The 22,537-nt window shown below is 74.3% G+C and carries 23 protein-coding genes; 19 read left to right on the top strand and 4 right to left on the bottom strand.

Annotation, left to right across the window (positions count from 1 at the left end):
- The first annotated feature begins 63 nt into the window (after positions 1-63).
- The 9 genes from infB to ACVCAH_RS08905 all read left to right on the top strand — a co-directional run bounded on the left by infB (position 64) and on the right by ACVCAH_RS08905 (position 8,530).
- Positions 64-3,075 (top strand): translation initiation factor IF-2, encoded by a 3,012-nt coding sequence (gene infB / locus ACVCAH_RS08945; protein ID WP_447135574.1) that lies wholly within the window; start codon positions 64-66, stop codon positions 3,073-3,075.
- Between the two features lie 90 nt (positions 3,076-3,165).
- The gene (locus ACVCAH_RS08940) at positions 3,166-3,459 is read left to right on the top strand and encodes a DUF503 domain-containing protein (RefSeq protein ID WP_447135573.1); all 294 of its coding nucleotides are present in this window, start codon (positions 3,166-3,168) and stop codon (positions 3,457-3,459) included.
- Between the two features lie 144 nt (positions 3,460-3,603).
- Positions 3,604-4,101, top strand: a complete 498-nt coding sequence (rbfA, locus tag ACVCAH_RS08935) for a 30S ribosome-binding factor RbfA (RefSeq protein WP_447135572.1) — start codon at positions 3,604-3,606, stop codon at positions 4,099-4,101.
- Positions 4,098-5,177, top strand: coding sequence for a DHH family phosphoesterase (locus tag ACVCAH_RS08930; RefSeq protein ID WP_447135571.1), 1,080 nt, complete (start codon positions 4,098-4,100; stop codon positions 5,175-5,177). The genes rbfA and ACVCAH_RS08930 overlap by 4 nt, the downstream gene beginning before the upstream one ends.
- A gap of 130 nt (positions 5,178-5,307) precedes the next feature.
- Entirely contained in the window at positions 5,308-5,715 is a 408-nt protein-coding gene (locus tag ACVCAH_RS08925) for a hypothetical protein (protein WP_447135570.1), read from the top strand.
- A complete protein-coding gene (locus ACVCAH_RS08920) occupies positions 5,715-5,924 on the top strand; it encodes a DUF6186 family protein (protein WP_447135617.1) in 210 nt (69 codons plus the stop codon). The genes ACVCAH_RS08925 and ACVCAH_RS08920 overlap by 1 nt, the downstream gene beginning before the upstream one ends.
- Positions 5,925-6,135: 211 nt before the next feature.
- Positions 6,136-6,276: a hypothetical protein gene (locus tag ACVCAH_RS08915; RefSeq protein WP_447135569.1), complete on the top strand. Its 141-nt coding sequence runs from the start codon at positions 6,136-6,138 to the stop codon at positions 6,274-6,276.
- Between the two features lie 271 nt (positions 6,277-6,547).
- Complete coding sequence (locus tag ACVCAH_RS08910; protein WP_447135568.1) at positions 6,548-7,060, top strand: adenylate kinase; 513 nt, start codon at positions 6,548-6,550, stop codon at positions 7,058-7,060.
- Between the two features lie 141 nt (positions 7,061-7,201).
- Positions 7,202-8,530 carry an MATE family efflux transporter gene (locus ACVCAH_RS08905; protein ID WP_447135567.1) on the top strand — a complete coding sequence of 443 codons (1,329 nt, stop codon included), beginning with the start codon at positions 7,202-7,204 and terminating at the stop codon, positions 8,528-8,530.
- A 3-nt stretch (positions 8,531-8,533) separates the two neighbouring features.
- On the opposite strand, the gene ACVCAH_RS08900 is transcribed toward ACVCAH_RS08905, so the two are convergent.
- Together ACVCAH_RS08900 and ACVCAH_RS08895 are read right to left on the bottom strand one after the other, a co-directional pair.
- Positions 8,534-9,568 (bottom strand): hypothetical protein, encoded by a 1,035-nt coding sequence (locus tag ACVCAH_RS08900; RefSeq protein ID WP_447135566.1) that lies wholly within the window; start codon positions 9,566-9,568, stop codon positions 8,534-8,536.
- A gap of 11 nt (positions 9,569-9,579) precedes the next feature.
- Positions 9,580-9,882 (bottom strand): hypothetical protein, encoded by a 303-nt coding sequence (locus ACVCAH_RS08895; RefSeq protein ID WP_447135565.1) that lies wholly within the window; start codon positions 9,880-9,882, stop codon positions 9,580-9,582.
- 225 nt (positions 9,883-10,107) lie between these two features.
- Here ACVCAH_RS08895 and truB point away from each other — a divergent pair, with 225 nt between their 5' ends.
- From truB to ACVCAH_RS08860, 7 genes are all read left to right on the top strand, one after another.
- Positions 10,108-10,992, top strand: a complete 885-nt coding sequence (truB, locus tag ACVCAH_RS08890; RefSeq protein WP_447135564.1) for a tRNA pseudouridine(55) synthase TruB — start codon at positions 10,108-10,110, stop codon at positions 10,990-10,992.
- Between the two features lie 85 nt (positions 10,993-11,077).
- The gene (locus tag ACVCAH_RS08885; protein ID WP_447135563.1) at positions 11,078-12,007 is read left to right on the top strand and encodes a bifunctional riboflavin kinase/FAD synthetase; all 930 of its coding nucleotides are present in this window, start codon (positions 11,078-11,080) and stop codon (positions 12,005-12,007) included.
- Between the two features lie 231 nt (positions 12,008-12,238).
- Entirely contained in the window at positions 12,239-12,508 is a 270-nt protein-coding gene (gene rpsO, locus ACVCAH_RS08880) for a 30S ribosomal protein S15 (protein ID WP_043962418.1), read from the top strand.
- A 220-nt stretch (positions 12,509-12,728) separates the two neighbouring features.
- Positions 12,729-15,110, top strand: a complete 2,382-nt coding sequence (locus tag ACVCAH_RS08875) for a polyribonucleotide nucleotidyltransferase (protein WP_447135562.1) — start codon at positions 12,729-12,731, stop codon at positions 15,108-15,110.
- 47 nt (positions 15,111-15,157) lie between these two features.
- Entirely contained in the window at positions 15,158-16,552 is a 1,395-nt protein-coding gene (locus tag ACVCAH_RS08870) for a M16 family metallopeptidase (RefSeq protein WP_447135561.1), read from the top strand.
- An 81-nt stretch (positions 16,553-16,633) separates the two neighbouring features.
- Positions 16,634-17,407 carry a 4-hydroxy-tetrahydrodipicolinate reductase gene (gene dapB, locus ACVCAH_RS08865; protein ID WP_447135560.1) on the top strand — a complete coding sequence of 258 codons (774 nt, stop codon included), beginning with the start codon at positions 16,634-16,636 and terminating at the stop codon, positions 17,405-17,407.
- A gap of 42 nt (positions 17,408-17,449) precedes the next feature.
- On the top strand, positions 17,450-17,923 hold the full coding sequence (locus ACVCAH_RS08860) for a GNAT family N-acetyltransferase (protein ID WP_447135559.1): 474 nt from the start codon (positions 17,450-17,452) through the stop codon (positions 17,921-17,923).
- Positions 17,924-18,267: 344 nt separating this feature from the next.
- On the opposite strand, the gene ACVCAH_RS08855 is transcribed toward ACVCAH_RS08860, so the two are convergent.
- Positions 18,268-18,849 carry an N-acetyltransferase family protein gene (locus tag ACVCAH_RS08855; RefSeq protein WP_447135558.1) on the bottom strand — a complete coding sequence of 194 codons (582 nt, stop codon included), beginning with the start codon at positions 18,847-18,849 and terminating at the stop codon, positions 18,268-18,270.
- Positions 18,850-18,884: 35 nt separating this feature from the next.
- Here ACVCAH_RS08855 and ACVCAH_RS08850 point away from each other — a divergent pair, with 35 nt between their 5' ends.
- Complete coding sequence (locus ACVCAH_RS08850; RefSeq protein WP_447135557.1) at positions 18,885-20,162, top strand: glycosyltransferase family 87 protein; 1,278 nt, start codon at positions 18,885-18,887, stop codon at positions 20,160-20,162.
- On the opposite strand, the gene ACVCAH_RS08845 is transcribed toward ACVCAH_RS08850, so the two are convergent.
- Positions 20,061-20,612, bottom strand: a complete 552-nt coding sequence (locus tag ACVCAH_RS08845; protein ID WP_447135556.1) for an N-acetyltransferase family protein — start codon at positions 20,610-20,612, stop codon at positions 20,061-20,063. The genes ACVCAH_RS08850 and ACVCAH_RS08845 overlap by 102 nt on opposite strands.
- Before the next feature lie 78 nt (positions 20,613-20,690).
- Between ACVCAH_RS08845 and ACVCAH_RS08840 the strand changes: the two genes are divergently transcribed.
- Positions 20,691-21,920 carry a winged helix-turn-helix domain-containing protein gene (locus ACVCAH_RS08840; protein ID WP_447135555.1) on the top strand — a complete coding sequence of 410 codons (1,230 nt, stop codon included), beginning with the start codon at positions 20,691-20,693 and terminating at the stop codon, positions 21,918-21,920.
- Positions 21,917-22,477, top strand: coding sequence for a DUF2752 domain-containing protein (locus tag ACVCAH_RS08835; RefSeq protein ID WP_447135554.1), 561 nt, complete (start codon positions 21,917-21,919; stop codon positions 22,475-22,477). Before ACVCAH_RS08840 ends, ACVCAH_RS08835 begins: the two co-directional genes overlap by 4 nt.
- Positions 22,478-22,537 lie beyond the last annotated feature (60 nt).

Raw genomic sequence — 22,537 nt, 5'->3', positions numbered from 1 at the left:
CTTCAAGTGCAGGAGTGAGGTCGCTGCGGGTGCTGCCCGCACGACCTCGGAGTGAGGAGTGCAGTGGCAGGTAAGGCCCGCGTACACGAGCTTGCTAAGGAGCTCGGGGTCGAAAGCAAGACCGTTCTCGCCAAGCTGAAGGAAATGGGCGAGTTCGTGAAGTCCGCGTCCAGCACCGTCGAGGCGCCCGTCGCCCGACGGCTGCGTGGCGCATTCGTCGCGTCCGCCGGTGGTCCCTCGGCACCGCCCGCCCCGGCGGCCGCTCCGAGCCCGGCGCCGACCCCGACGCCGTCCCCGACACCGAGCCCGGGTGCCCCCCGGGTCTCGGCCAAGCCCATGCCGCCCCGGCGGCCGGCCGCGACAACACCCGGACCGAAGCCCAAGGGCCCGGTCCCCGGCCCGCCGCAGCCGGCGACCCCGGTCGCCAAGCCGGCGAGCGCGCACGACATCGAGGTGGCGGCCGCCGAGGCGCGCGCCGCTGCCCTCAAGGCTGAGCAGGAGGCCGCGGTCAAGGCCGCGCAGGCCGCCCGTCAGCAGCAGCGGGAGAACGTCCGCCGGGAGCCCCCGGCCGAGGGCGGTCCCCGTCCGGGTCCGCGTCCGGGTCCGAACGCGGTGCCGCCGCGTCCGGGTGCCCCGGCCGCCGGTCGTCCCGGTGGGCCGACCCCCGGTCCGGGTGCCCGTCCGGGCGGTCGTCCGCCGGCGCGCGGCGCCGGTAACAACCCGTTCGGCATCCAGGGTGGCCAGCAGCAGCGGCCCCCGGCCGCCGGTGCGGGTGGCCCGCGGCCGAGCCCGGCCGGCATGCCGCCGCGGCCCAGCCCGGCCTCCATGCCGCCGCGGCCCAGCCCGGCCTCCATGCCGAGCCAGCGGCCAACCACCGGTCGCCCCGGCGGCCCCGGTGGCGGTCGTGGCGGCCCCGGCGGCGGCGCAGGTCGTCCCGGTGGCGGTGGCGGTGGCTTCCGCGGCGGTCCCGGTGGCGGCGGCGGTGGCGGTGGCTTCCGCGGCGGTCCCGGTGGCGGCGGCGGTGGCGGTGGCTACCGTGGTGGCCCCGGTGGCGGCGGCGGTGGTGCTCCCGGCGGCGGTTTCCGTCCGGGTGCCCCGGCCGGTGGCGGCGGTCGCCCCGGTGGCGGCGGTCGTGGCCGTGGCGGCGGCGCCGCGGGTGCCTTCGGGCGTCCGGGTGGTCGGCCGACCCGCGGTCGCAAGTCCAAGAAGCAGCGCAGACAGGAGTTCGACAACCTGTCGGCCCCGACCATGAGCTCGGGTGCTCCCCGGGGTCAGGGTCAGGTCGTCCGGCTCTCCCGTGGCGCCTCGCTGTCGGACTTCGCCGACAAGATCAACGCCAACCCGGGTTCGCTGGTCCAGGAGATGTTCAACCTGGGCGAGATGGTCACCGCGACCCAGTCCTGCTCTGACGAGACCCTGCTGCTGCTGGGTGAGCACCTCGGCTTCGACGTGCAGATCGTCAGCCCGGAGGACGAGGACCGCGAGCTGCTCGCGCAGTTCAACATCGACCTCGACGCCGAGGTCGCGGAGGACCGCCTGGTCAGCCGTGCGCCGGTGGTGACCGTCATGGGTCACGTCGACCACGGTAAGACCAAGCTGCTCGACGCGATCCGCAAGGCGAACGTCGTGGCCGGCGAGGCCGGTGGCATCACCCAGCACATCGGTGCCTACCAGGTCCACGTCCCGCACGAGGGCGAGGACCGCGCGGTGACCTTCATCGACACCCCGGGTCACGAGGCGTTCACCGCCATGCGTGCCCGTGGTGCCCAGGTGACGGACATCGTGGTGCTGGTGGTCGCGGCCGACGACGGCGTGATGCCGCAGACGATCGAGGCGCTGAACCACGCCAAGGCGGCGGACGTGCCGATCGTGGTGGCGGTCAACAAGGTCGACAAGCCGGAGGCGAACCCGGACAAGGTCCGCCAGCAGCTGACCGAGTACGGCCTGGTCGCCGAGGAGTACGGCGGCGACACCATGTTCGTCAACGTGGCGGCGAAGCCGGGTATCGGCATCGACGACCTGCTCGAGGCGGTCCTGCTGACCGCCGACGCGTCGCTGGAGCTGACCGCTCCGATCGACGGGCCGGCGCAGGGTGTGGCCATCGAGGCGCACCTGGACAAGGGTCGCGGTGCGGTGGCGACGGTGCTGGTGCAGAAGGGCACCCTGCGGGCGGGCGACTCGATCGTCGCCGGTGGGGCGCACGGCCGGGTCCGGGCGATGCTCGACGAGAACGGCAACCAGGTCGCCGAGGCGGGTCCGGCTCGTCCGGTGCTGGTCCTCGGTCTGACCGCGGTGCCGGGCGCCGGCGACACCTTCCTCGCCGCGGCGGACGACCGCACGGTGCGGCAGATCGCCGAGCAGCGGCAGGCACGGCGGCGGGCGGCGTCCTTCGCCAACTCGCGCGGCCGGGCCACCCTCGAGACGCTCATGGAGCAGCTCAAGGAGGGCGAGAAGACCTCGCTCAACCTGGTGCTCAAGGGCGACGTCTCCGGTTCGGTGGAGGCCCTCGAGGACGCGCTGTTCAACCTCGACATCCCGGAGGAGGTCCAGCTCAGGATCATCCACCGGGGCGTGGGTGCGATCACCGAGAGCGACGTCATGCTCGCGAGCGCCTCGTCCGAGGCGGTCACGATCATCGGCTTCAACGTGCGGGCCGCCAACAAGGTCCGCGAGATCGCCGACCGCGAGGGCGTGGAGATCCGGTACTACACGGTCATCTACCAGGCCATCGAGGAGATCGACGCCGCGCTCAAGGGGCTGCTCAAGCCGGAGTACGAGGAGGTCGAGCTGGGCTCCGCGGAGATTCGCGACGTCTTCCGCTCGTCCAAGATCGGCAACATCTCCGGCTGTATCGTCCGGTCCGGCATCATCCGCCGCAACGCCAAGGCGCGGCTGCTGCGGGACGGGGCGGTCGTGGCGGACAACCTCACGATCAGCTCCCTCAAGCGGTTCAAGGACGACGCGACGGAGGTCCGCGAGGGCTTCGAGTGTGGTCTGACGCTGGGCGGTTTCAACAACGTCCAGGTCGGCGACATCATCGAGACCTTCGAGATGCGGGAGAAGCCGCGCGCCTGATCCCGCGGTGACGCACTGATCAAGGGGTTTACGCCGAAAGGCGTAAACCCCTTGATCATGTGGGGGCCCGGCCGGGTATCGTCCGGGGCGATGTTCACCGGAACCGCGGTCTTCGACCTGCTGCTGCCGGGCGACTCCCGGTCGCTCAAGGCCAAGAGATCATACGTACGCCCGATCGTGGCGGCGCTGCGTCGCTTCGAGGTGTCCGCCGCCGAGGTGGGCGCGCTCGACCTGCACGGCCGGGCGCAGATCGCGGTGGCCGTGGTGGCCGCCGAGGCGTCCCACGTCCGCGAGGTGCTCGACTCCTGCGAGCGACTGGTGGCCGGCCGGCCCGAGACCGAACTGCTGTCGGTGCGCCGGCGGCTCTACGGCGAGGAAGACTGACCGGCGGGCGCCCGGCGGCGCCACCCCGGTGCCGCGCGACGGGCCCGGCCGCGCAGGTAGTGTTCGAGATGTTGGCCGGTCGGTTCCGGCGGCGCCGTGGCGCCGCCGGCCGACCGGGAGCGGGACGCCGTGGAGGTGGCGGAAATGACGGATCCGGCCAAGGTACGCCGGCACGCGGAGCGCATTCGCGAACTGGTCGCGTCGGTGGTGCGGAGCCAGATCAAGGACCCGCGGCTCGGGATGATCACCATCACCGACGCCCGGATCACCGCCGACCTGCGCGACGCCACGGTCTTCTACACCGTGCTCGGTGACGCGGCGGCGCAGGCCAGCACCGCCGCCGCGCTGGAGAGCGCCAAGGGCATGCTGCGCAGCACGGTCGGCAAGGCGCTCGGGCTGCGGCACTCGCCGACCCTGACCTTCGTCCTCGACGACGTGCAGGACCAGGTCAAGCACATCGACGACCTGCTCGCCGCGGCCCGTAACGCCGACGCCGAGGTGCAGCGGCTGGCCGCCAGGGCCGAGTACGCGGGCGAGCCCCAGCCGTACCGGCTGGACGAGGAGTCCGAGGACGAGGACGCGGTGGGCGAGGACGCCGAGGACGAGGACGAGACCCCGCCCCGGGGCGGGGACCGGCGGTGACCGACCCCTCCGGCCAGCCCGGGAGCGCCCTCGTCGCGGCGGCGCCCCCGGCCGGCACCGGTCCCGGCGAGGCCGACTGGGCCGCGGCCGTCGCGGCCGTACGACAACTGCCGGCCGACGCCCGGGTGCTGTTGATCTGCCACGTCAACCCGGACGGCGACGCGCTCGGCAGCATGCTCGGCTTCGGCCTCGGCCTGCGCCGGCTCGGCGTACGCCGGTTGCAGGCGACGTTTCCCGGCCCACCGGAGGTGCCCGAGCCGTTCCGCGGGCTGCCCGGGCTCGACCTGCTGGTGCCGGCCACCCGGGCCTACCCGGACCCGGACCTGGTGGTCTGCTTCGACGCGGCGAGCGAGTCGCGCCTCGGCGAACTGGTCGACCGGCTGGCCGGCGCCGGCGCGGCCGTGGTGCTCGACCACCACGCGTCCAACACCGGCTTCGGCGACGTCAACCTGGTGGACCCGCGGGCCGCGGCCACCTCGGTGGTCGCCGAGGAACTGCTCGCCCGGCTGGACGTGCCGCTGGACGCCGGCATCGCCGAGTGCCTCTACGTGGCGCTGACCACCGACACCGGCTCGTTCCGGTTCGAGGCCACCACCCCGGCGGTGCACCAGATGGCGGCCCGGCTGCTCGCCACCGGCATCCGCCCCGGCGACATCTCCCGTCGGGTGTTCGACACCCGACCCTTCGGCGCCGTCCGCCTCTTCGGCGAGGTGCTCGGCCGGGCCCGGCTGGAGCCCGCCGCAGCCGGCGGGCACGGCCTGGTCTGGACCTACGCCACCCTGGACGACCTGGCCCGCCACGACCAGCGGCCGTACGTGCTGGAGGCGCTGATCGACTCGGTCCGGTGCACCGCCGAGGCCGACGTGAGCTGCGTGGTCAAGCAGACCACCGCCGGCGACTGGGCGGTCTCGCTGCGCAGCAAGGGCGCGGTCGACGTGAGCCGGGTGGCGATCGCCCTGGGCGGCGGCGGGCACCGGTTCGCCGCCGGCTTCACCGGCACGGGTACCGCCGACGAGGTGGTCGACCGGATCCGCGCCGAGCTGCCCGGCGCGCTGCTCCACCCCGCCGAGGGCTGACGGCGGCCCCTCGCCGGGGTGTCGGGCGGCGCCACGCCGGATTCGGGCGGGCGCGGCAGGGCAGAGATCAGGGTCAGCTCCGGGGAGTGTTGACCTTTCCGCGCTCGGTGACGGCGGGGAGAATTGCGGGATGGAGCACCCCCACGACCTCACCGTCGACGCGCCCCGCGCCTGGGACCGGCCCGCCGTGGCCGTACCGGTGCTGGTCTGTCTCTCCCTGGTCGGCGGTCGCTTCCCGTCCTTCTCGACGGAGGCGAATCTCTACACCCTCGGCACCGGCGGCGTGTTGATCTGGCTGGGCCTGAGCAACCGGGTGCCCCGGCGGCCGGCGCCGGCCCGGCTCGGCTCGGGCGCGGTCTGGTGGACCCTGCCGGTGGTGGTCTTCGGCGTCTTCGAGGGGGCCACCTTCGTGCTCGCCGCGGGCGACGAGTTCCCCACCTTCTCCCGGCTCGCCGACCCGCTGCTGGAGGACCAGCTGGTCCGCTCGGCGGGCTGGCTGGTCTGGCTCTCCGCGTTCTGGGGGCTGGTGCGGCGATGATGCGGACGCTGGCCATCACGGGCTTCCTGGCCGCGCTGCTGCTCTTCGGCGCGGTCGAGTGGCTCGCCCGGCGGGAGGGCTCGCGGATCCCCACGCTGGGCGAGGTCTGCGCGTACGTGATGCGCTACGAGGTGGGCTCGGTGCCGGTCGGCCGGATCGGGCTCTTCGGCTTCTGGTGGTGGCTGGGCTGGCACTTCCTGGCCCGCTGACCTGATCAGGTCCGAATGGCGGGAACCCCGGGCAGCATGTGGACCTGAACGATAGCTTGGGAAACGGCCGGCGCGTTCGTGGCGACGGCCGTGGGCGGTGGGGCCACACCGGGCGCCGCCTCCCTCCAGGGTCGACCGACCCGGGCACACGCTGCCCCATCAGCCGCTCCGGTGATCCCGGACCGCTGTCGGGCGCTCAGCACGACCGCCCGTGAGAGCTGCCGTCCAGCGGTGGCTCGCACCCTGGAAGGGGATCACCACCATGCCGAGCAAGCCGAAGCCCGAGACCACCGACGAGGCCCGCGAGCAGATGCGCCGCGCGCTGCAGACGTCGATGGACACCCGTCAGTGACGCTGACCGACCGGCGGTGACGCCGCCGACGTGCCACGCCGACGACGTCACCGCCCACCCGGCACCGACCGGCGCCGGACCCCTTCTCCCAGACCGCTGACCGCGCCCAGGCCAGTCCTCCGCTGATCGCGCCGACGCCGGTCCGCCCCGGGCCACCGACCGCACTCACGCCGGCGCTCTCGGGCCGCTGACGGCGGCCCACGACGGTTCTCTCCGCAGGCTGGCGGCGCGGCCGTCCACCGTCACGGCCGCGGGTCGCTACCGTCCCCGGGTGCGACGGATTCTCATCGCCGGCAGCCCGGGCGCCGGCAAGAGCACCCTCTCCCGCGAGGTCGCGCGCCGGCTCGACCTCCCGCTGATCCACCTCGACCGGCACTACTGGCGCCCCGGCTGGGTGCCCAGCGACGACGCCTCGTGGCGGGCGGCCGTCGCCGACCTGACCGCCCGGCCGGCCTGGGTGATGGACGGCAACTACGGCGGCACCCTCGACCTGCGCCTGCCCCGGGCCGACCTGCTCGTCCTCTGCGATCCGCCCCGGCGGCTCTGCCTGCTGCGGGTACTGCGCCGGCGCTGGACGTACCGGGCCACCGGCCGCGCCGACCTGCCGCCCGGCTGCCCGGAACGGATCGAGGCGCAGTTCCTCCGCTACGTCTGGCGCTATCCCCGGCACTCCCGACCCCGGCTGCTGCGCGGCGTCGAGACCTGGGCGCCCGGGTTGCCGGTGGTCCGGCTCCGCACCCGTGCCGACGTCCGCCGCTGGCTCGGTTCCCTGCCGAATCCGTGATCGTCTGATGCTCGGCAGGGTGGATCCGTGCTCCGGGCCCTGCTGGACGTCAGACGATCACGCGAGGAGTCGGCGGGCGGCGGGGTTGTAAGTGATGGGGCGTCTTGCATGCCTTACCTGGCTGTGTCAGGATCGGCGGCGATGAGCCAGACCAGCACCCTCACCGCGGCGCGGGCCGCCTCGCCGCGCCGGATCGCCGCGCTCGCCCTACCGGCCCTCGTCGTGCTGGCCGCCGAGCCGCTCTACGTGCTGGTCGACACCGCCGTGGTGGGCCACCTCGGCCGGGTGCCGCTGGCCGCGCTCGCCGTCGGCGGCACCGTGATGACGCTCACCGCCTGGCTCGGCACCGTGGTCGCGTACGGCACCACGGGGCGATCGGCGCGCCGGTTCGGCTCCGGCGACCGGGCCGCCGCGGTGGCCGAGGGGGTGCAGGCGTCCTGGCTGGCGCTCGGCGTCGGGCTGCTGGTCGCGGTCGCCATGCAGCTCGGCGGCGGGGCGCTGGCGCGTACCCTCGCCGGAGGCACCGGGGAGGTGGCCGACGCCGCCGGGCAGTGGCTGCGGATCGCGGCGCTCGGCGCGCCCGGCCTGCTGCTCGCCGCCGCCGGCAACGGCTGGCTGCGCGGCATCCAGGACACCCGCCGCCCGCTGTGGTTCGTGCTCGGCCCCAACCTGCTCTCGGCGCTGCTCTGCCCGCTGCTGGTCTACCCGGCGGGGCTCGGCCTGACCGGCTCGGCGGTGGCCAACGCGGTGGCCCAGACCATCTCCGGCGGGCTGTTCGCCGCCGCCCTGGTCGGCGAGCGGGTCGCCCTGCGGCCCCGGCCGCGGCTGATCCGGCAGCAGCTGGTGCTCAGCCGCGACCTGCTGATCCGGGGGGTGGCGTTCCAGGCCAGCTTCCTCTCCGCCACGGCGGTCGCCGCCCGATTCGGCGCCGCCGCGGTCGGCGCGCACCAGATCGCCCTGCAGCTGTGGTTCTTCACCGCGCTGGTGCTCGACGCGCTCGCCATCGCCGCCCAGTCGCTGGTCGGCGCCGCGCTCGGCGCCGGCGACGCGGCCGGGGCCCGCGCGCTGGCCCGCCGGGTCGCGCTGCTCGGCGCGGCCTGCGGCCTCGGGTTCGCGGTGCTGATCGCCGCCGGCGCCGGCGTGGTCCCGTCCTTGTTCAGCTCCGACCCGCAGGTACGCGAGCAGGCCATGGTGGCCTGGCCGTGGTTCGTCGCCATGCAGCCGCTGGCCGGGGTGGTCTTCGCCCTCGACGGTGTGCTGATCGGCGCCGGCGACGTGCGCTACCTGCGCAACCTCACCGTGGTGTCGGCGCTCGGCGGGTTCCTGCCGGCGATCTGGCTGGCGTACGGGCTCGACCTCGGGCTGGGCGGGATCTGGGCCGGGCTGACCCTGTTCATCGTGCTCCGGCTGGCCGCGCTGCTGCTGCGGCTGCGCTCCGGCGGCTGGGCGGTGGTCGGCGCGGTGCGCTGACACTCAGCAGCGGGTCCTGGTCGGCGCCGGCGCGTCCAGGTCGAAGATGTCGCCCGGGTCGCCGCCGGGCGGGCGCTCGCCGTGCAGGTCCGGCAACCACGACGCCACCTGCACCCAGCCGTCGCCCAGCCAGCCACAGTCGGCGTTCCAGGTGACCGCCCGGGCGGACGCCAGCCAGACTCCCCGCCCGGCGGCCGGCACGTCACTCGGGTGGGGGACGTGCCACACCACGCGGTCGCGGATCGCCACCAGGCCGGCGCCGGGTGGCGCCTTGCGGGCCACGTCGAACGAGTACACCCAGACGAACTCGGTGGTCACCTCCAGCAGCCGGATCCCCTCGATCCGGGTCGCCCGGTAGGCGATCCGTCCCTGGGCCCGGATGTCGAACTCCCAGCCCGACCGGGACTCCATCCGGGTGGCGTAGTGCAGGAAGGACCCGTCCTCGAAGTGCGGGCGGAGCTGCTTCCGGGCGTCCGGGGCGAGCCGGGCGAGGAACGGCTCGACGTCGCCGACGAGCATGTTGGTCTCCAGCCGGCTCTGCACCAGCGCGGCGCGGACCGACTCCAGCGCGGCGCGCACCTGGGCGGCGGTGAACGGCCCCTGGGCGGTGGCCGCCGGCAGCACGACGGCGTCCTCGCGCTTGGGGAAGGAGGCGGCCGGGGTGCCGGCGAACAGGTCGCGCGGCATGCCCACCGCACTGCTCGGCAACGGCGTCGGGCTCTGCGTCGGCGACGCGACCGCCGTGCGGTAGCCGTCGGCGGTCCGGAGCACCAGCCATCCGCCGCCGGCGAGCATCGCCAGGGCGAGCGCGATGCCCAGACCGACCACCAGCGCGCCGTTGTGCCGTGCCCAGGCGAACCGCACCCGGTCCAGCCCGACCGGCCGGTGCTCGGATTCCGGCGGCCGCATCCAGTCCGGCAGCCGCACCGGTGCGGTCTCGGCGAACTGCACTGCGCCGCCGGCATCACCGTGCGGAGTTGTGGCCGCCGCCGGCTGCCCGGTCGGCGGGAGAGCGCCGGCAGCTGGGTCGGCGCTCATCGGGTCCTCCGTCACAGCTCACCGCGCATGATCTTGTGGAACAGGTAGAGCGTGCCGGTGATCAGGGCGGTCGCCGTCACGGCGACGCCGAAGAACGACACGATCGCGCTCACCACCGGGTGTCGCTCGCTCCACCGGGGGCGGTCCCAGCGCCGCCACAGCGCCCGCCGGGCCGCGCGCAGCGCCGGCACCCGCTCGACGAGTTCGGAGACGCGGCGACCGGGGGTCCGCCGGGCGGGCGTCGGATTGCGTAACCACTCCGGCAGGTCGACGTGCGGGCGGTGTTCGTGCGCGGGCGGCACCTCGGGGGTCATCGTGCTCCTGTCGGCGGTGGTGGCCGGTCTCCGGCTGGCGCTGGCCGCCGGTCGGACCCCAGGGGGCGCATGATCTTCGCACCCGTGCCGCGGTGCCCGCCGTCCCGCCCGCCGGCCGGCCGGCAAGACGGGCCGACCGGCGGAACGGTCCGTTGGCCGTACATCGGATCCGGTCGCGTCCACCGCCGGTGGCCCCGACCCGGCCGTCTGGCAGGCTTGGGTGTCGTGAGCGCAGACGGTCTGATCGTGGTCGACAAACCCGGCGGCATGACGTCGCACGACGTGGTGGCGCGGATCCGCCGGCTGGCCCGGACCCGCCGGGTCGGCCACGGCGGCACGCTGGACCCGATGGCCACCGGGGTGCTGGTGATCGGGGTGGGCCGGGCCACCCGGCTGCTGACGTACGTGATCGGCGCGGGCAAGAGCTACACCGGCACCATCCGGCTCGGCCAGGCGACCGTCACCGACGACGCCGAGGGCGACGTGATCGCCACCACCCCGGCCGGTCGGGTCACCGACGACGCGATCCGGGCCGCGCTGACCGCGCTGACCGGCGAGATCGACCAGGTGCCGAGCGCGGTGAGCGCCATCAAGATCGACGGGCAGCGGGCGTACAAGCGGGTGCGCGAGGGGGAGAGCGTCGAGCTGCCCGCCCGCCGGGTCACCATCCCCCGGCTCGACCTGCTGGCGATCCGCCGGTCGGACGACGTGGTCGACGTGGACGTGGCCGTGGACTGCTCGTCCGGGACGTACATCCGGGCCATCGCCCGGGACGCGGGGCTGGCGCTCGGGGTCGGCGGCCACCTGACCGCGCTGCGGCGTACCGCGGTGGGCGGCGGGTTCACCCTCGCGGAGGCCGCCACCCTCGACGAGCTGGAGCGGCGCGCGCCCGATGTGGTCAACCTGCCGCTGGCCGCGGCGGCCGACCGGTTCTTCCCGCGCCGGAACGCCAGCGCCGACGAGGCGAAGGTGCTCTCCCACGGCGGGCCGCTCGACCCGGCCGGGATCGCCGGCCCCTACGCGGTCTTCGACCCGGCCGGCGGCTTGATCGCTATCGTCAGCGAGCGGGACGGTCGGGCCCGCGCGGAGATCGTGCTCGCGCCGGCCTGACGGGCGGGCGCGAGCCCCGCCGCGGGCCGGCGGGAGGTTCACCCGGGGCCGGGTCACGGCCGCGGGCAGGCAGGGGAGGAAAAGCATGCAGCGGTGGCGGGGGTACGACGCGGCGCCCGGTGGCTGGGGGCGGTCGGTCGTCACCATCGGCGTCTTCGACGGGGTGCACCGGGGGCACCAGGCGACCATCGGGCACGCCGTGGCCCGGGCCCGGGAACTGGGCGTGAAGTCGGTCGTGGTGACCTTCGACCCGCACCCGGCCGAGGTGGTCCGCCCCGGCTCACACCCGGCGGTGCTGACCGAGCCGGCCCGCAAGGCGGAGCTGATCGAGGCGCTCGGCGTCGACGTGCTCTGCGTGGTGCCGTTCACCCCGGAGTTCTCCCGGCTGCCGGCCGAGGCGTTCGTGCACGACGTCCTGGTGGAGCACCTGCACGCCGCCCTGGTGATGGTGGGGGACAACTTCCGCTTCGGGCACCGGGCCGCCGGCGACGTGGCGCTGCTGGAGCGGCTCGGCCGCACCTTCGGGTTCGGGGTGGAGGCCGGCCCGCTGGTCGCCGAGGCGGGCACGGTCTTCTCCTCCACGTACATCCGCTCCTGCGTCGACGCCGGTGACGTGGGCGCGGCGGCCGCCGCGCTGGGCCGCCCGCACCGGCTGGAGGGGGTGGTGGTCCGCGGCGACCAGCGCGGCCGGGAGCTCGGCTTCCCCACCGCCAACCTGCTCTGCCACCGGTACGCGGCGGTGCCCGCCGACGGCGTCTACGCGGCCCGGCTGGTGCGCCGCGGGCAGCGCGAGCCGCTGGCCGCGGCGGTGTCGGTCGGCACCAACCCGACCTTCTCCGGCCGGGAGCGGCGGGTGGAGGCGTACGCGCTGGACTTCACCGGCGACCTCTACGGTGAGCGGCTGGCGCTGGACTTCGTGGCGCACCTGCGGGAGCAGGTCCGGTTCGACGCGATCGAGCCGCTGATCGCCCAGATCGAGCAGGACGTGGAGCGGACCCGCCGCGCGCTGGGCTGACCGGAGGGCTGCGGACGGGTCACCGGTCGGCCCCGCGGGGCGCCGACGCCCCGGTTCGCCGCCCTTGACCGGCCGGCGCCCGGCCGGGCTGGTAGTCTGGCGGGGACGTCGGCTGACCGACGTGGGGCCTCGCGTGCCTGCACGACGCCGCGGGTGCGAGGTACCGGTCCGTTCCCGGTCCCCTGACCGGTCCGACGGACACCATCGAACAACCCACGAAACAGGGAGAACATGGCGCTCGACCAAGAAGCCAAGGCCAAGATCCGCGCGGAGTACGCGACCGCCGAGGGCGACACCGGTTCGCCGGAGGTGCAGGTCGCGGTCCTCACCAAGCGGATCGCCGAGCTCACCGAGCACCTGAAGGTGCACAAGCACGACCACCACAGCCGCCGTGGGCTGCTGCTGCTGGTCGGCCGTCGCCGTCGGCTGCTCAACTACGTCCAGAAGAAGGACATCAACCGCTACCGGTCGCTCATCGAGCGGCTCGGTCTGCGCCGGTGACGTGACGGGGGAGTGGCCGACCGGCCGCTCCCCCGCTCTGCACCACAGAAGAACAGGGCCGCGCGACCACCCGAACAGGGAGCCGGTCAGCGTACCGGTCTCCGGTAGTGGCCCCCGGGCACCCGGCATCTCGCCGCCACCCGGGCGCTTCGATCGAAGACCGGCCGTCTGAGCAGCTCTCCGCGTCGTGGGCCCCCGATGCGAAGGAGCACGACCGCACATGACCGAGAGTAACCTCGGCACCCAGTCCCGCACCGCCGTGATCGACAACGGGGCCTTCGGCACCCGTGAGGTCACCTTCTCCACCGGCCGGCTGGCCCGTCAGGCCGCCGGCTCCGTCATCGCCCAGCTCGGCGAGACGGTGGTCCTCTCCGCCACCACCGCGGGCAAGCAGCCCAAGGAGCAGTTCGACTTCTTCCCGCTGACGGTGGACGTGGAGGAGCGGATGTACGCCGCGGGCCGGATCCCCGGCTCGTTCTTCCGCCGTGAGGGCCGGCCCAGCGAGGACGCCATCCTCACCTGCCGGCTGATCGACCGGCCGCTGCGCCCGTCGTTCGTCAAGGGCCTGCGCAACGAGGTCCAAGTCGTCGAGACCGTCCTCGCCCTCGACCCGCAGCACCCGTACGACGTGGTGGCGATCAACGCCGCCTCGATGTCGACCAAGCTCTCCGGCCTGCCGTTCTCCGGCCCGATCGGGGCGACCCGGATGGCGCACGTCGACGGCCAGTGGATCGCCTTCCCGACCTACGAGGAGCTGGCCCGGGCCACCTTCGACATGGTGGTGGCCGGCCGCGCCCTGGCCGACGGCGACGTCGCGATCATGATGGTCGAGGCCGAGGCCACCGACCACACCGTCGCGCTGGTCGCCGGCGGCGCCCCCGCCCCGACCGAGGAGGTCGTGGCCAGCGGTCTGGAGGCCGCCAAGCCGGCCATCCGCGAGCTGTGCCGGGCGCAGAGCGAGCTGGCCGAGGTGGCCGCCAAGCCGGTCGCCGAGTTCCCGGTCTTCCTGGACTACCAGGACGACGCGTACGACGCGGTGGCCGAGCTGGCCCGCGCCGACGTGGCCGAGGCCCTGAAGATCGCCGGCAAGGCCGACCGCGAGGAGGCCCTGGACCGGATCAAGGCCCGGGTGGCCGAGGAGCTCGGCCCGCGCTTCGAGGGCCGGGAGAAGGAGCTTAGCGCCGCGCTGCGGTCGCTGACCAAGTCCGAGGTCCGCAGCCGGGTGCTGCGCGAGCAGGTACGCATCGACGGCCGCGGCCCGCGCGACATCCGGCCGCTGACCGCCGAGGTCGGCGTGCTGCCGCGGGTGCACGGCTCGGCGCTGTTCGAGCGGGGCGAGACCCAGATCCTGGGCGTTACCACGCTGAACATGCTGCGCATGGAGCAGTCGCTGGACACCCTCTCCCCGGAGAAGTCCAAGCGCTACATGCACAACTACAACTTCCCGCCGTACTCGACCGGTGAGACCGGTCGGGTCGGTTCGCCGAAGCGGCGCGAGATCGGCCACGGCGCGCTCGCCGAGCGGGCGCTGATCCCGGTGCTGCCCTCGCGCGAGGAGTTCCCGTACGCCATCCGGCAGGTCTCCGAGGCGCTCGGCTCCAACGGCTCCACCTCGATGGGTTCGGTCTGCGCCTCGACGCTGGGCCTGCTCAGCGCGGGTGTGCCGCTGAAGGCGCCGGTCGCCGGCATCGCCATGGGCCTGATCTCCGACGAGGTCGACGGCAAGACCCAGTACGTGACGCTGACCGACATCCTCGGCGCCGAGGACGCGTTCGGCGACATGGACTTCAAGGTCGCCGGCACCCGGGACTTCGTGACCGCGCTCCAGCTCGACACCAAGCTCGACGGCATCCCGTCCGACGTGCTGGCTGCCGCCCTGCAGCAGGCCCACGAGGCCCGGCAGACCATCCTCGACGTGATGCAGCGGGCGATCGAGGCGCCGGCCGAGATGTCGGACTACGCCCCGCGGGTCACCACCGTCAAGATCCCGGTCGACAAGATCGGCATGGTGATCGGCCCGAAGGGGCAGACCATCAACGCCATCCAGGACGAGACCGGCGCCGAGATCTCCATCGAGGACGACGGCACCATCTACGTCGGCGCCACCAACGGGCCGTCGGCGCAGGCGGCGGTGGAGCGGATCAACGCGATCGCCAACCCGACGCTGCCGAAGGTCGGCGACCGGTTCCTCGGCACCGTGGTGAAGACGGCCGCGTTCGGCGCGTTCGTCTCGCTGCTGCCGGGCCGGGACGGCCTGCTGCACATCTCCAAGGTGGGCGACGGCAAGCGGGTCGAGAAGGTCGAGGACTTCCTCAACGTCGGCGACCGGGTCGAGGTCGAGATCGCGGACATCGACGCCCGCGGCAAGATCTACCTGGACAAGGTCCGCCCGGAGGGCGCCGAGGCGCCGGCCGAGGGCGAGGAAGCCGGTGGCGAGCGGCCGGCCGGCCGCGACCGGGGCGACCGGGGCCCGCGTGACCGGGGCGACCGCGAGCGCGGCGAGCGGGGCGGTCGTGGCCCCGGCGGCGGCGAGCGCGGCCCGGGTGGCGGCGAGGGTGGCGAGGGCGGCGAGCGTCCGCGCCGCCGGACCCGGCACAGCTGACGCCTGACCATCGCACCACCCACCCCTCGTCGATCTTGGAGCAACACGTGAGTCGGGCCGTTCGTGCGCCGTTTCCGCCGGATCGACGGGGGGTGGCCGCGTCCGTCGGGGCCACCCGCGCCGGCGGCGCCGCCCGGGCGGTCACCCGGACGCTGAGCGACGACCCGTTGGGCGGCACGGTACGCCGTACCGTGCTGCCCAACGGGCTGCGCGTGCTCACCGAGGCGATCCCGGCGATGCGCAGCGTGTCGTTCGGCATCTGGGTGGCGGTCGGCTCCCGCGACGAGACCGGCCCGCAGGCCGGCGCCGCGCACTTCCTGGAGCACCTGCTCTTCAAGGGCACCCGCAAGCGCAGCGCGTTGGAGATCTCCTCGACGATCGAGGCGGTGGGCGGCGAGACCAACGCCTTCACCACGAAGGAATACACCTGCTACTACGCGCGGGTGCTCGACGAGGACCTGCCGCTGGCCATCGACGTCATGTGCGACCTGGTCGCCGACTCGGTGCTGAACCCGGCCGACGTGGAGACCGAGCGTGGCGTGATCCTCGAAGAGATCGCCATGCACGACGACGAGCCCGGTGACGAGGTGCACGACCTGTTCGCCCGGGCCGTCTACGGCGACCACCCGCTCGGCCGGCTGATCTCCGGCACGGAGGAGACGGTCACGCCGATGAGCCGGCGGCAGATCCAGAGCTTCTACCGGCGCCGCTACGTCGCGCCGCAGATCGTCATCGCCGCCGCCGGCAACCTGGACCACGCCGCCGTGGTCAAGCTGGTCCGCCAGGCGCTGCGCGGCACCCCGCTGGACACCGACCCGGCGTCGCCGGCGCCGCACCGGTCGGCCACCCCGGCGGTACGCACGAAGGCCGCGACCACCCTGGTCGAGCCGAAGGAGACCGAGCAGGCGCACGTCATCCTCGGCTGCCCCGGCATCGACCGGCTCGACGAGCGCCGGTTCGCCCTCGGCGTGCTCAACAACGTGCTCGGCGGCGGCATGTCCAGCCGGCTGTTCCAGGAGATCCGCGAGCAGCGCGGCCTGGCCTACTCGGTCTACTCCTACGCCAGCCAGTACGCCGACACCGGCCTGTTCGCGGTCTACGCGGGCTGCGCCCCCGGCAAGGTGGACGAGGTGCTGGAGCTGACCCGGGCCGAGCTGGCCCGGGTGGCCGCCGACGGGCTGACCGAGGCGGAGGTCGCCCGGGGCAAGGGCATGTCGAAGGGGTCGTTCGTGCTCGGCCTGGAGGACACCGGCTCCCGGATGAGCCGGCTGGCCAAAGGCGAGCTGCTCTACGGCGACCTGATGCCGGTCGACGAGCTGCTCACCCGGGTGGACGCGGTGACCGTGGACGACGTCAACACCCTCGCCGCCGAGCTGCTGAGCCGGCCGATGTCACTGGCCGTGGTCGGCCCGTTCGGCGAGCACGACTTCGCCGCCCGCTGACCGTCGATGCCGGTCCGGTGCCGGTGGGACGGTGGCCGGCCCGCCCGGTGACGGCGTCCCGATTGGGATAGGTTGTGCCCCGTGACTGACGAGCAGGAGAAGGGCGCGGCCGAGCCGATCCGGGTCGGTGTGCTGGGTGCCCGCGGCCGGATGGGTGTCGAGGTGTGCAAGGCGGTCGACGCCGCCACCGACATGGAGTTGGTGGCGATGGTCGACCAGGGCGACTGGCTGTTCAACGCCTCCGACGCCGCCGCCGAGGTGGTCGTCGACTTCACCACTCCCGACGTCGTCATGGACAACCTGCACTGGTGCATCGACCAGGGCATCAACGCGGTGGTCGGCACCACCGGCTTCACCGAGCAGCGGCTGGAGCGGGTGCGCGGGTGGCTGGCCCGCAAGCCCGGGGTCGGCGTGGTGATCGCGCCCAACTTCGGCATCGGCGCGGTGCTCATGATGCAGTTCGCCGCGCGGGCGGCCCGGCACTTCGAGTCGGTCGAGATCATCGAGCAGCACCACCCACGCAAGCTGGACGCCCCGAGCGGCACCGCCACGCACACCGCGCGGCTGATCGCGGCGGCCCGCGCCGAGGCCGGGCTCGGCCCGGCGCCGGACGCGACCAAGGACGAGGTCGCCGGTGCCCGGGGCGCCGACATCGACGGGGTACGGGTGCACGCCGTGCGGGCCACCGGGCTGGTCGCCCACCAGGAGGTGCTCTTCGGCACCACCGGCGAGACGCTGACCATCCGGCACGATTCGTACGACCGGGCCTCGTTCATGCCCGGGGTGCTGCTGGCCGTGCGCGCGGTGCGCAACCGGCCGGGCCTGACCGTCGGCCTGGACGCCCTGCTCGACTGAAACCGCTCGCCGGACCGCCGGGGCGGCGCCTACGCTGCCCCGGTGATCGATTCTGGAGAGCTGGACCGGGCCGGGCGCCGGGTCACCCTGCGGCCGGTGGACGACGACAACTGGCGGGCCGTGGCCGACGTCGCCCCGCGCGACGACCAGCGGGACTGGGTGCCCGCGCTGGCGGCCCGCTACCTGCTGCTGACCATGCGCTCCGAGGTGTGGACCTCGCTCGCCGTGTACGCGGACGAGACGGTGGTCGGGCACGTCATGTGGGGGGTCGACGACGACGCCTCCCGCTGGATCGGCGGGATGGTCGTCGACGCCGCCGAACAGGGCCGGGGCGTCGGCCGGGCCACCGTGGCCACCCTCGCAGGCTGGCTGGCCGCCCAGGGCGAGCCGGTCCGGCTCTCGTACCACCCCGACAACACCGACGCCGCCCGCCTCTACACGGCCCTCGGCTTCCGCCCCACCGGCGCGATGGAGGACGACGAACTGGTCGCCGAGTTCGCGCCGCCCGGCCGCTGACCCCCGGCTCGGCGACCGACCGGGTCGAGTCGACGGGAGGCGCGGGCCGCTCCGCCCCGGCGGCCTCGGGGCCACAGTTCCGACCGACCGACATTCCGGACCGGAATATTCATTCCTCTCCGGAATGTCGGTCCAGCCCGAGGTCCGGCCTCGGGCGGTCACGCCTGGTGACCGCAGGCGGCGGACCTCCACCTGGCCGCCGATGTTGCGCTCCGGACACTCCGCCAACGGCGCAGCGTCGTCCCTGCCGGCAGGGACGGGGTGTCGACCGTCAGCGGGAAACCGGGGCGTCGCGGGCCCGCAGGACGGGCACCGCGGGGCCGGCAGGCGCAAGGTCGCGAGGGTCAGTCGGCGGGGAGGGGTTCGGTGGGGACGGCGACGTGCAGGCGGAGCTGGTCGACCAGCATGTCGTCGACGTCCAGGGCGCGGGCAGCGCCGTCGGGCTCCCAGCCGGTGCCGGTGAGGAACTTCCGGGTCGCCTCGTCGGCGTCGAACGCCCAGGCCACCGCTCGCGCGAAGCCGTCCTCCCGCCACAGGTCCACGCTGGCGGCGAGCAGCCGGCTGCCGTGCCCCCGCCGGCCCCAGCGCGGCTCGACCAGCAGGTCGGTGACCGCCACCACGTCCGGCCCGAGCGCCTCGGCCGGCTCGCCGGGGGCGAGCGCCTCGGCGTCGGCCGGACCGGAGGCGGCGAACCCCACCAGATAGGATTGCTCGGCCTGTTCGACGGCGACCAGCACCCGGTGGCTGGGCGACGGCGGCTCCTGCACCGCGGCGCTCCACCGCCGGGCGAGCCACGCCTCGTCCAGGTTGTCGAGCACGTGCCGGGGCAGGATCCGGCGATAGGCGACCCGCCAGGTCGCGAGCTGGATGCGTGCGATCTCGCCGGCGTCCTCGGGACGCGCCGGGCGGACGTACCCGAGAGCCATGGGACGGAAGCCTACGCAGGGCGAGGGAGGCGACGGTGGCCCAGGGTGCCAGAAGGACGGCGACGCAGGTCGTCGGCGTGGTCGGGCTCGCCGCCGCGGTGACCGCCTTCCTCTCCGTGGCCGCCGTACGACACGGCTTCTTCGACCTCAAGGTCTACTACGGCGCGCTCACCTGGTGGGTGCACGACGGCGGGGAGGTCTACGACTTCCTCAAGCCGGGCACCCAGTACGGCTTCACCTACCCACCGTTCGCCGCCCTGGTCATGCTGCCGATGGCGTACCTGCCGTGGCTGGCGGCGATCACCGTCAGCGTGACCGCCAGCGTGCTGACCAGCGCCGTGCTGATCTGGTGGCTGGTCGACCCGATCGCCCGCCGGGCCGGCTGGACCCGCTGGTTCGCCCTCGCCGTCGCGCTCTGCCTGGCCGCCGCCTACGAGCCGATGCGCGAGACGGTCAACTTCGGCCAGGTCAACACGCTGCTGCTCTTCCTGGTCGCGGTCGACCTGCTGCGGTTGCTGCCCGCCGGCAGCCGGTGGGCCGGGGTGGGCATCGGCCTGGCCACCGCGATCAAGCTGACCCCGGGCATCTTCATCGTCTACCTGCTGGTCACCGGGCGCTGGCGGGCGGCGGTCACCTCGATGGCCGCCGCGGCCGGGGCGAGCCTGCTGGCCGCCGCGCTCTTCCCGGACGCCTCCCGGGAGTTCTGGACCGAGGCGCTGTGGAACACCGCTCGGGTGGGCGAGTTGGCGTTCGTCTCCAACCAGTCGCTGAACGGCGTGGTGGCCCGGCTGGACCCGGAGCACCCGAGCACCCTGACCTGGCTGGTCCTGGTCCTCGGCACGCTGGCGCTCTGGGCGTGGCGCTCCCGGGCCGCGGTGGCCGCCGGCGACGAGGCGACCGGCCTGGCCCTGACCGGCGCGGCGATGTGCCTGGTCAGCCCGGTCACCTGGGTGCACCACCTGGTCTGGCTGCTGCCCGGGCTGATCCTGCTGGTGGACAACGGCATGGCCGCGCCCGCCCGCGGCCGCCGGCGCCGGATGCTGCTGGCCGCCGCGGCCGTCGGGTACGCCTTCCTGACCAGCCGGATCGTCTGGGCCTGGGAGAAGGACTTCACCGGGGTGGACGGCTTCCTCGGCGCCAACACGTACGTCTGGATCAGCCTGGCCCTGCTGGCGTTCCTGCCGATCCGCCGCCCGGCGGCGCCGGCCGGGTCAGCCGTCGAGACGTCCGGCGTACCGCAGCTCGACCAGCCCGACCGGCGGACGGCCGCCGGCGAGCGGCACCGGGTAGGTCGACCGCTCACCGTCCGGTGACAGGCCGGCCCGCTGGTAGAACCGGCGGGCCCGGTGGTTCCCTTCGAGCACCCAGAGCCGGTAGTCGGCCCAGCCGCGTTCGCGCAGGCCGGCGTGGGCGGCCGCGAGCAGCGCGCGGGATGTGCCGTCCCCCCAATGCGCCGGCTCGACGTACATCGCCACCACCTCCCCGTGCGCCGGGTCGAGGTCGGCCCGGTCCTGGTTGTGGCGGTACGGGCCGAACGTGGTGAAGCCGGCCAGCACGCCGTCGACCTCAGCGAGCAGGGTGGTGAACGGGTGTTCCGGATCGGCGGTGCCGACGTCGCGGCGGCGCTGGGCCCAGGCCGTGACGTTCAGCCGGTCCAGCACCTCGTCGGGCATCAGCCCGGCGTATCCGGCCTGCCAGCCGTGCACGTGCACCCGGGCGACCGCCTCGGCGTCGTCGGGCTCCTCCCGGCGAATGGTGAGCATGCGTCCGTTCTATGCCGGCACGGGCGATCGGTCCAGCGTCCGCTCCGGCGTCGTACCCGTGGATTAGCCTCGCCGACGATGACCGCACCGGAATCGCTCTCGCTCGCCCAGGCCCGCCGGGTGGCGCTCGCCGCCCAGGGCTTCGCCGACCCCGGACCCGCCGGGGTGCCCACCCGACGGCACCTGCGCCGGGTGCTCGACCGGGTCGGGCTGATCCAGATGGACTCGGTCAACGTGCTGCAACGCGCGCACTACCTGCCGCTCTACAGCCGGCTCGGCCCCTACCCGACGGCGCTGCTCGACACCGCCGCCTACCGCCGCCCTCGCGAGCTGTTCGAATACTGGGGGCACGAGGCGTCGCTGGTGCCGGTCGGGCTGCACCCGGCGCTGCGCTGGCGGATGGCCAACGCCCACTCGGATTCCTGGGGCGGCATGCGCCGGATCGCCCAGGAGCAGCCCGGCCTGGTCGCCTGGGTGCGCGACGAGGTGGCCGCCCGGGGCCCGCTCACCGCGGCCGAGATCGAGCACGACGCGCCCCGGGAGACCGGCAACTGGGGCTGGAACTGGTCGGCCGTGAAGCGCGCCCTGGAGTTCCTGTTCTGGGCCGGCGAGGTCACCGCCGCCGAGCGCACCACCTCGTTCGCCCGCCGCTACGACCTGCCCGAGCGGGTGCTGCCCGCCGCCGTGCTCGACGCGCCGACACCGACCGACGCCGAGGCCTACCGCACGCTGGTGGCGATCGCCGCCCGGTCGTTGGGGGTGGCCGCCGAGCCGGAGCTGCGCGACTACTTCCGGCTCCCGCTGGCCGGCGCCCGGCAGGCGATCGCCGAGCTGGTCGAGGCCGGCGAGCTGACCCCGGTCACGGTCCAGGGCTGGCGGCAGCCCGCCTGGCTGCACGCCCAGGCGCGGCTGCCCCGCTGGGTGCGCGGCAACACCCTGGTCAGCCCGTTCGACCCGCTGGTCTGGGAGCGCGCCCGCACCGAACGGCTCTTCGACTTCAGCTACCGCATCGAGATCTACGTGCCGGCGCCGCAGCGGGTGTACGGCTACTACGTGCTGCCCTTCCTGCAGGGGGAGCGTTTCACCGCCCGGGTCGACCTGAAGGCCGACCGCAAGGCCGGCGTGCTGCAGGTGCCGGCCGCCTGGGTGGAACCGGGCGCCGACCCGGGCGAGACCGCGCTGGCGCTCGCCGCCGAGCTCCACCGCCTCGCCGGCTGGCTCGGCCTGGACGCGGTGGCCCCGCCCACCGCCGGTGACCTGGCCGTCCCGCTCGCCGCCGCGCTGGTGGGCGTCGCCGGTGTACGGTGAGCGGCGTGACGAGCGTTGACGGACCGGCCGGCCAGCCGCAGCCGCCGACCGGCGCGCCGGCCGCCCCGGCGTGGCCCGCGGATCAGGTGCCGCCCTACCCGGTCGCCGAACCCGACCGGCTCACCCGGTTCGTGACCCGGCTCTACGACCGGTCGCCCCGCTGGGTGGTGCCGCTGGCCGCGGTCGGCTGCGTCGCCGCCGGCATCGGCTACACGCTGCTCAGCGACCCGACCCGGTCGGCGCCGGACGCCGCGCCGACCTGCCTGTTGAAGCTGACCACCGGGCTGGACTGTCCCGGCTGCGGCGGCACCCGCGCGCTCTGGTACGTGCTGCACGCCGACCTGCCGGCCGCCGCGCGGCACCACTTCCTCTTCGTCTTCGCGCTGCCCTTCCTGGCCTACCTCTTCGTCGTCTGGGCGGGGCGGCAGGCGTTCGGCTGGCGCCTGCCGGAGCTGCGGATCAGCCCGAAGGTCATCGGCGGGTTCCTGGCCGTCTGGCTGGCCTTCTCGGTGCTGCGCAACCTGCCCTGGGCCCCGTTCACCTCGCTCTACGTCTGACCGGGGGCGGTGGTCCACCGCCGGTGGCGGGTGATCGAGGTTGCACCGGGCGAGCCTGAC

The organism is Micromonospora sp. LZ34, assembly GCF_052981855.1.
The sequence above is the reverse complement of the archived record's forward strand: the minus strand, read 5'-3'. Positions and strand labels throughout refer to the sequence as shown.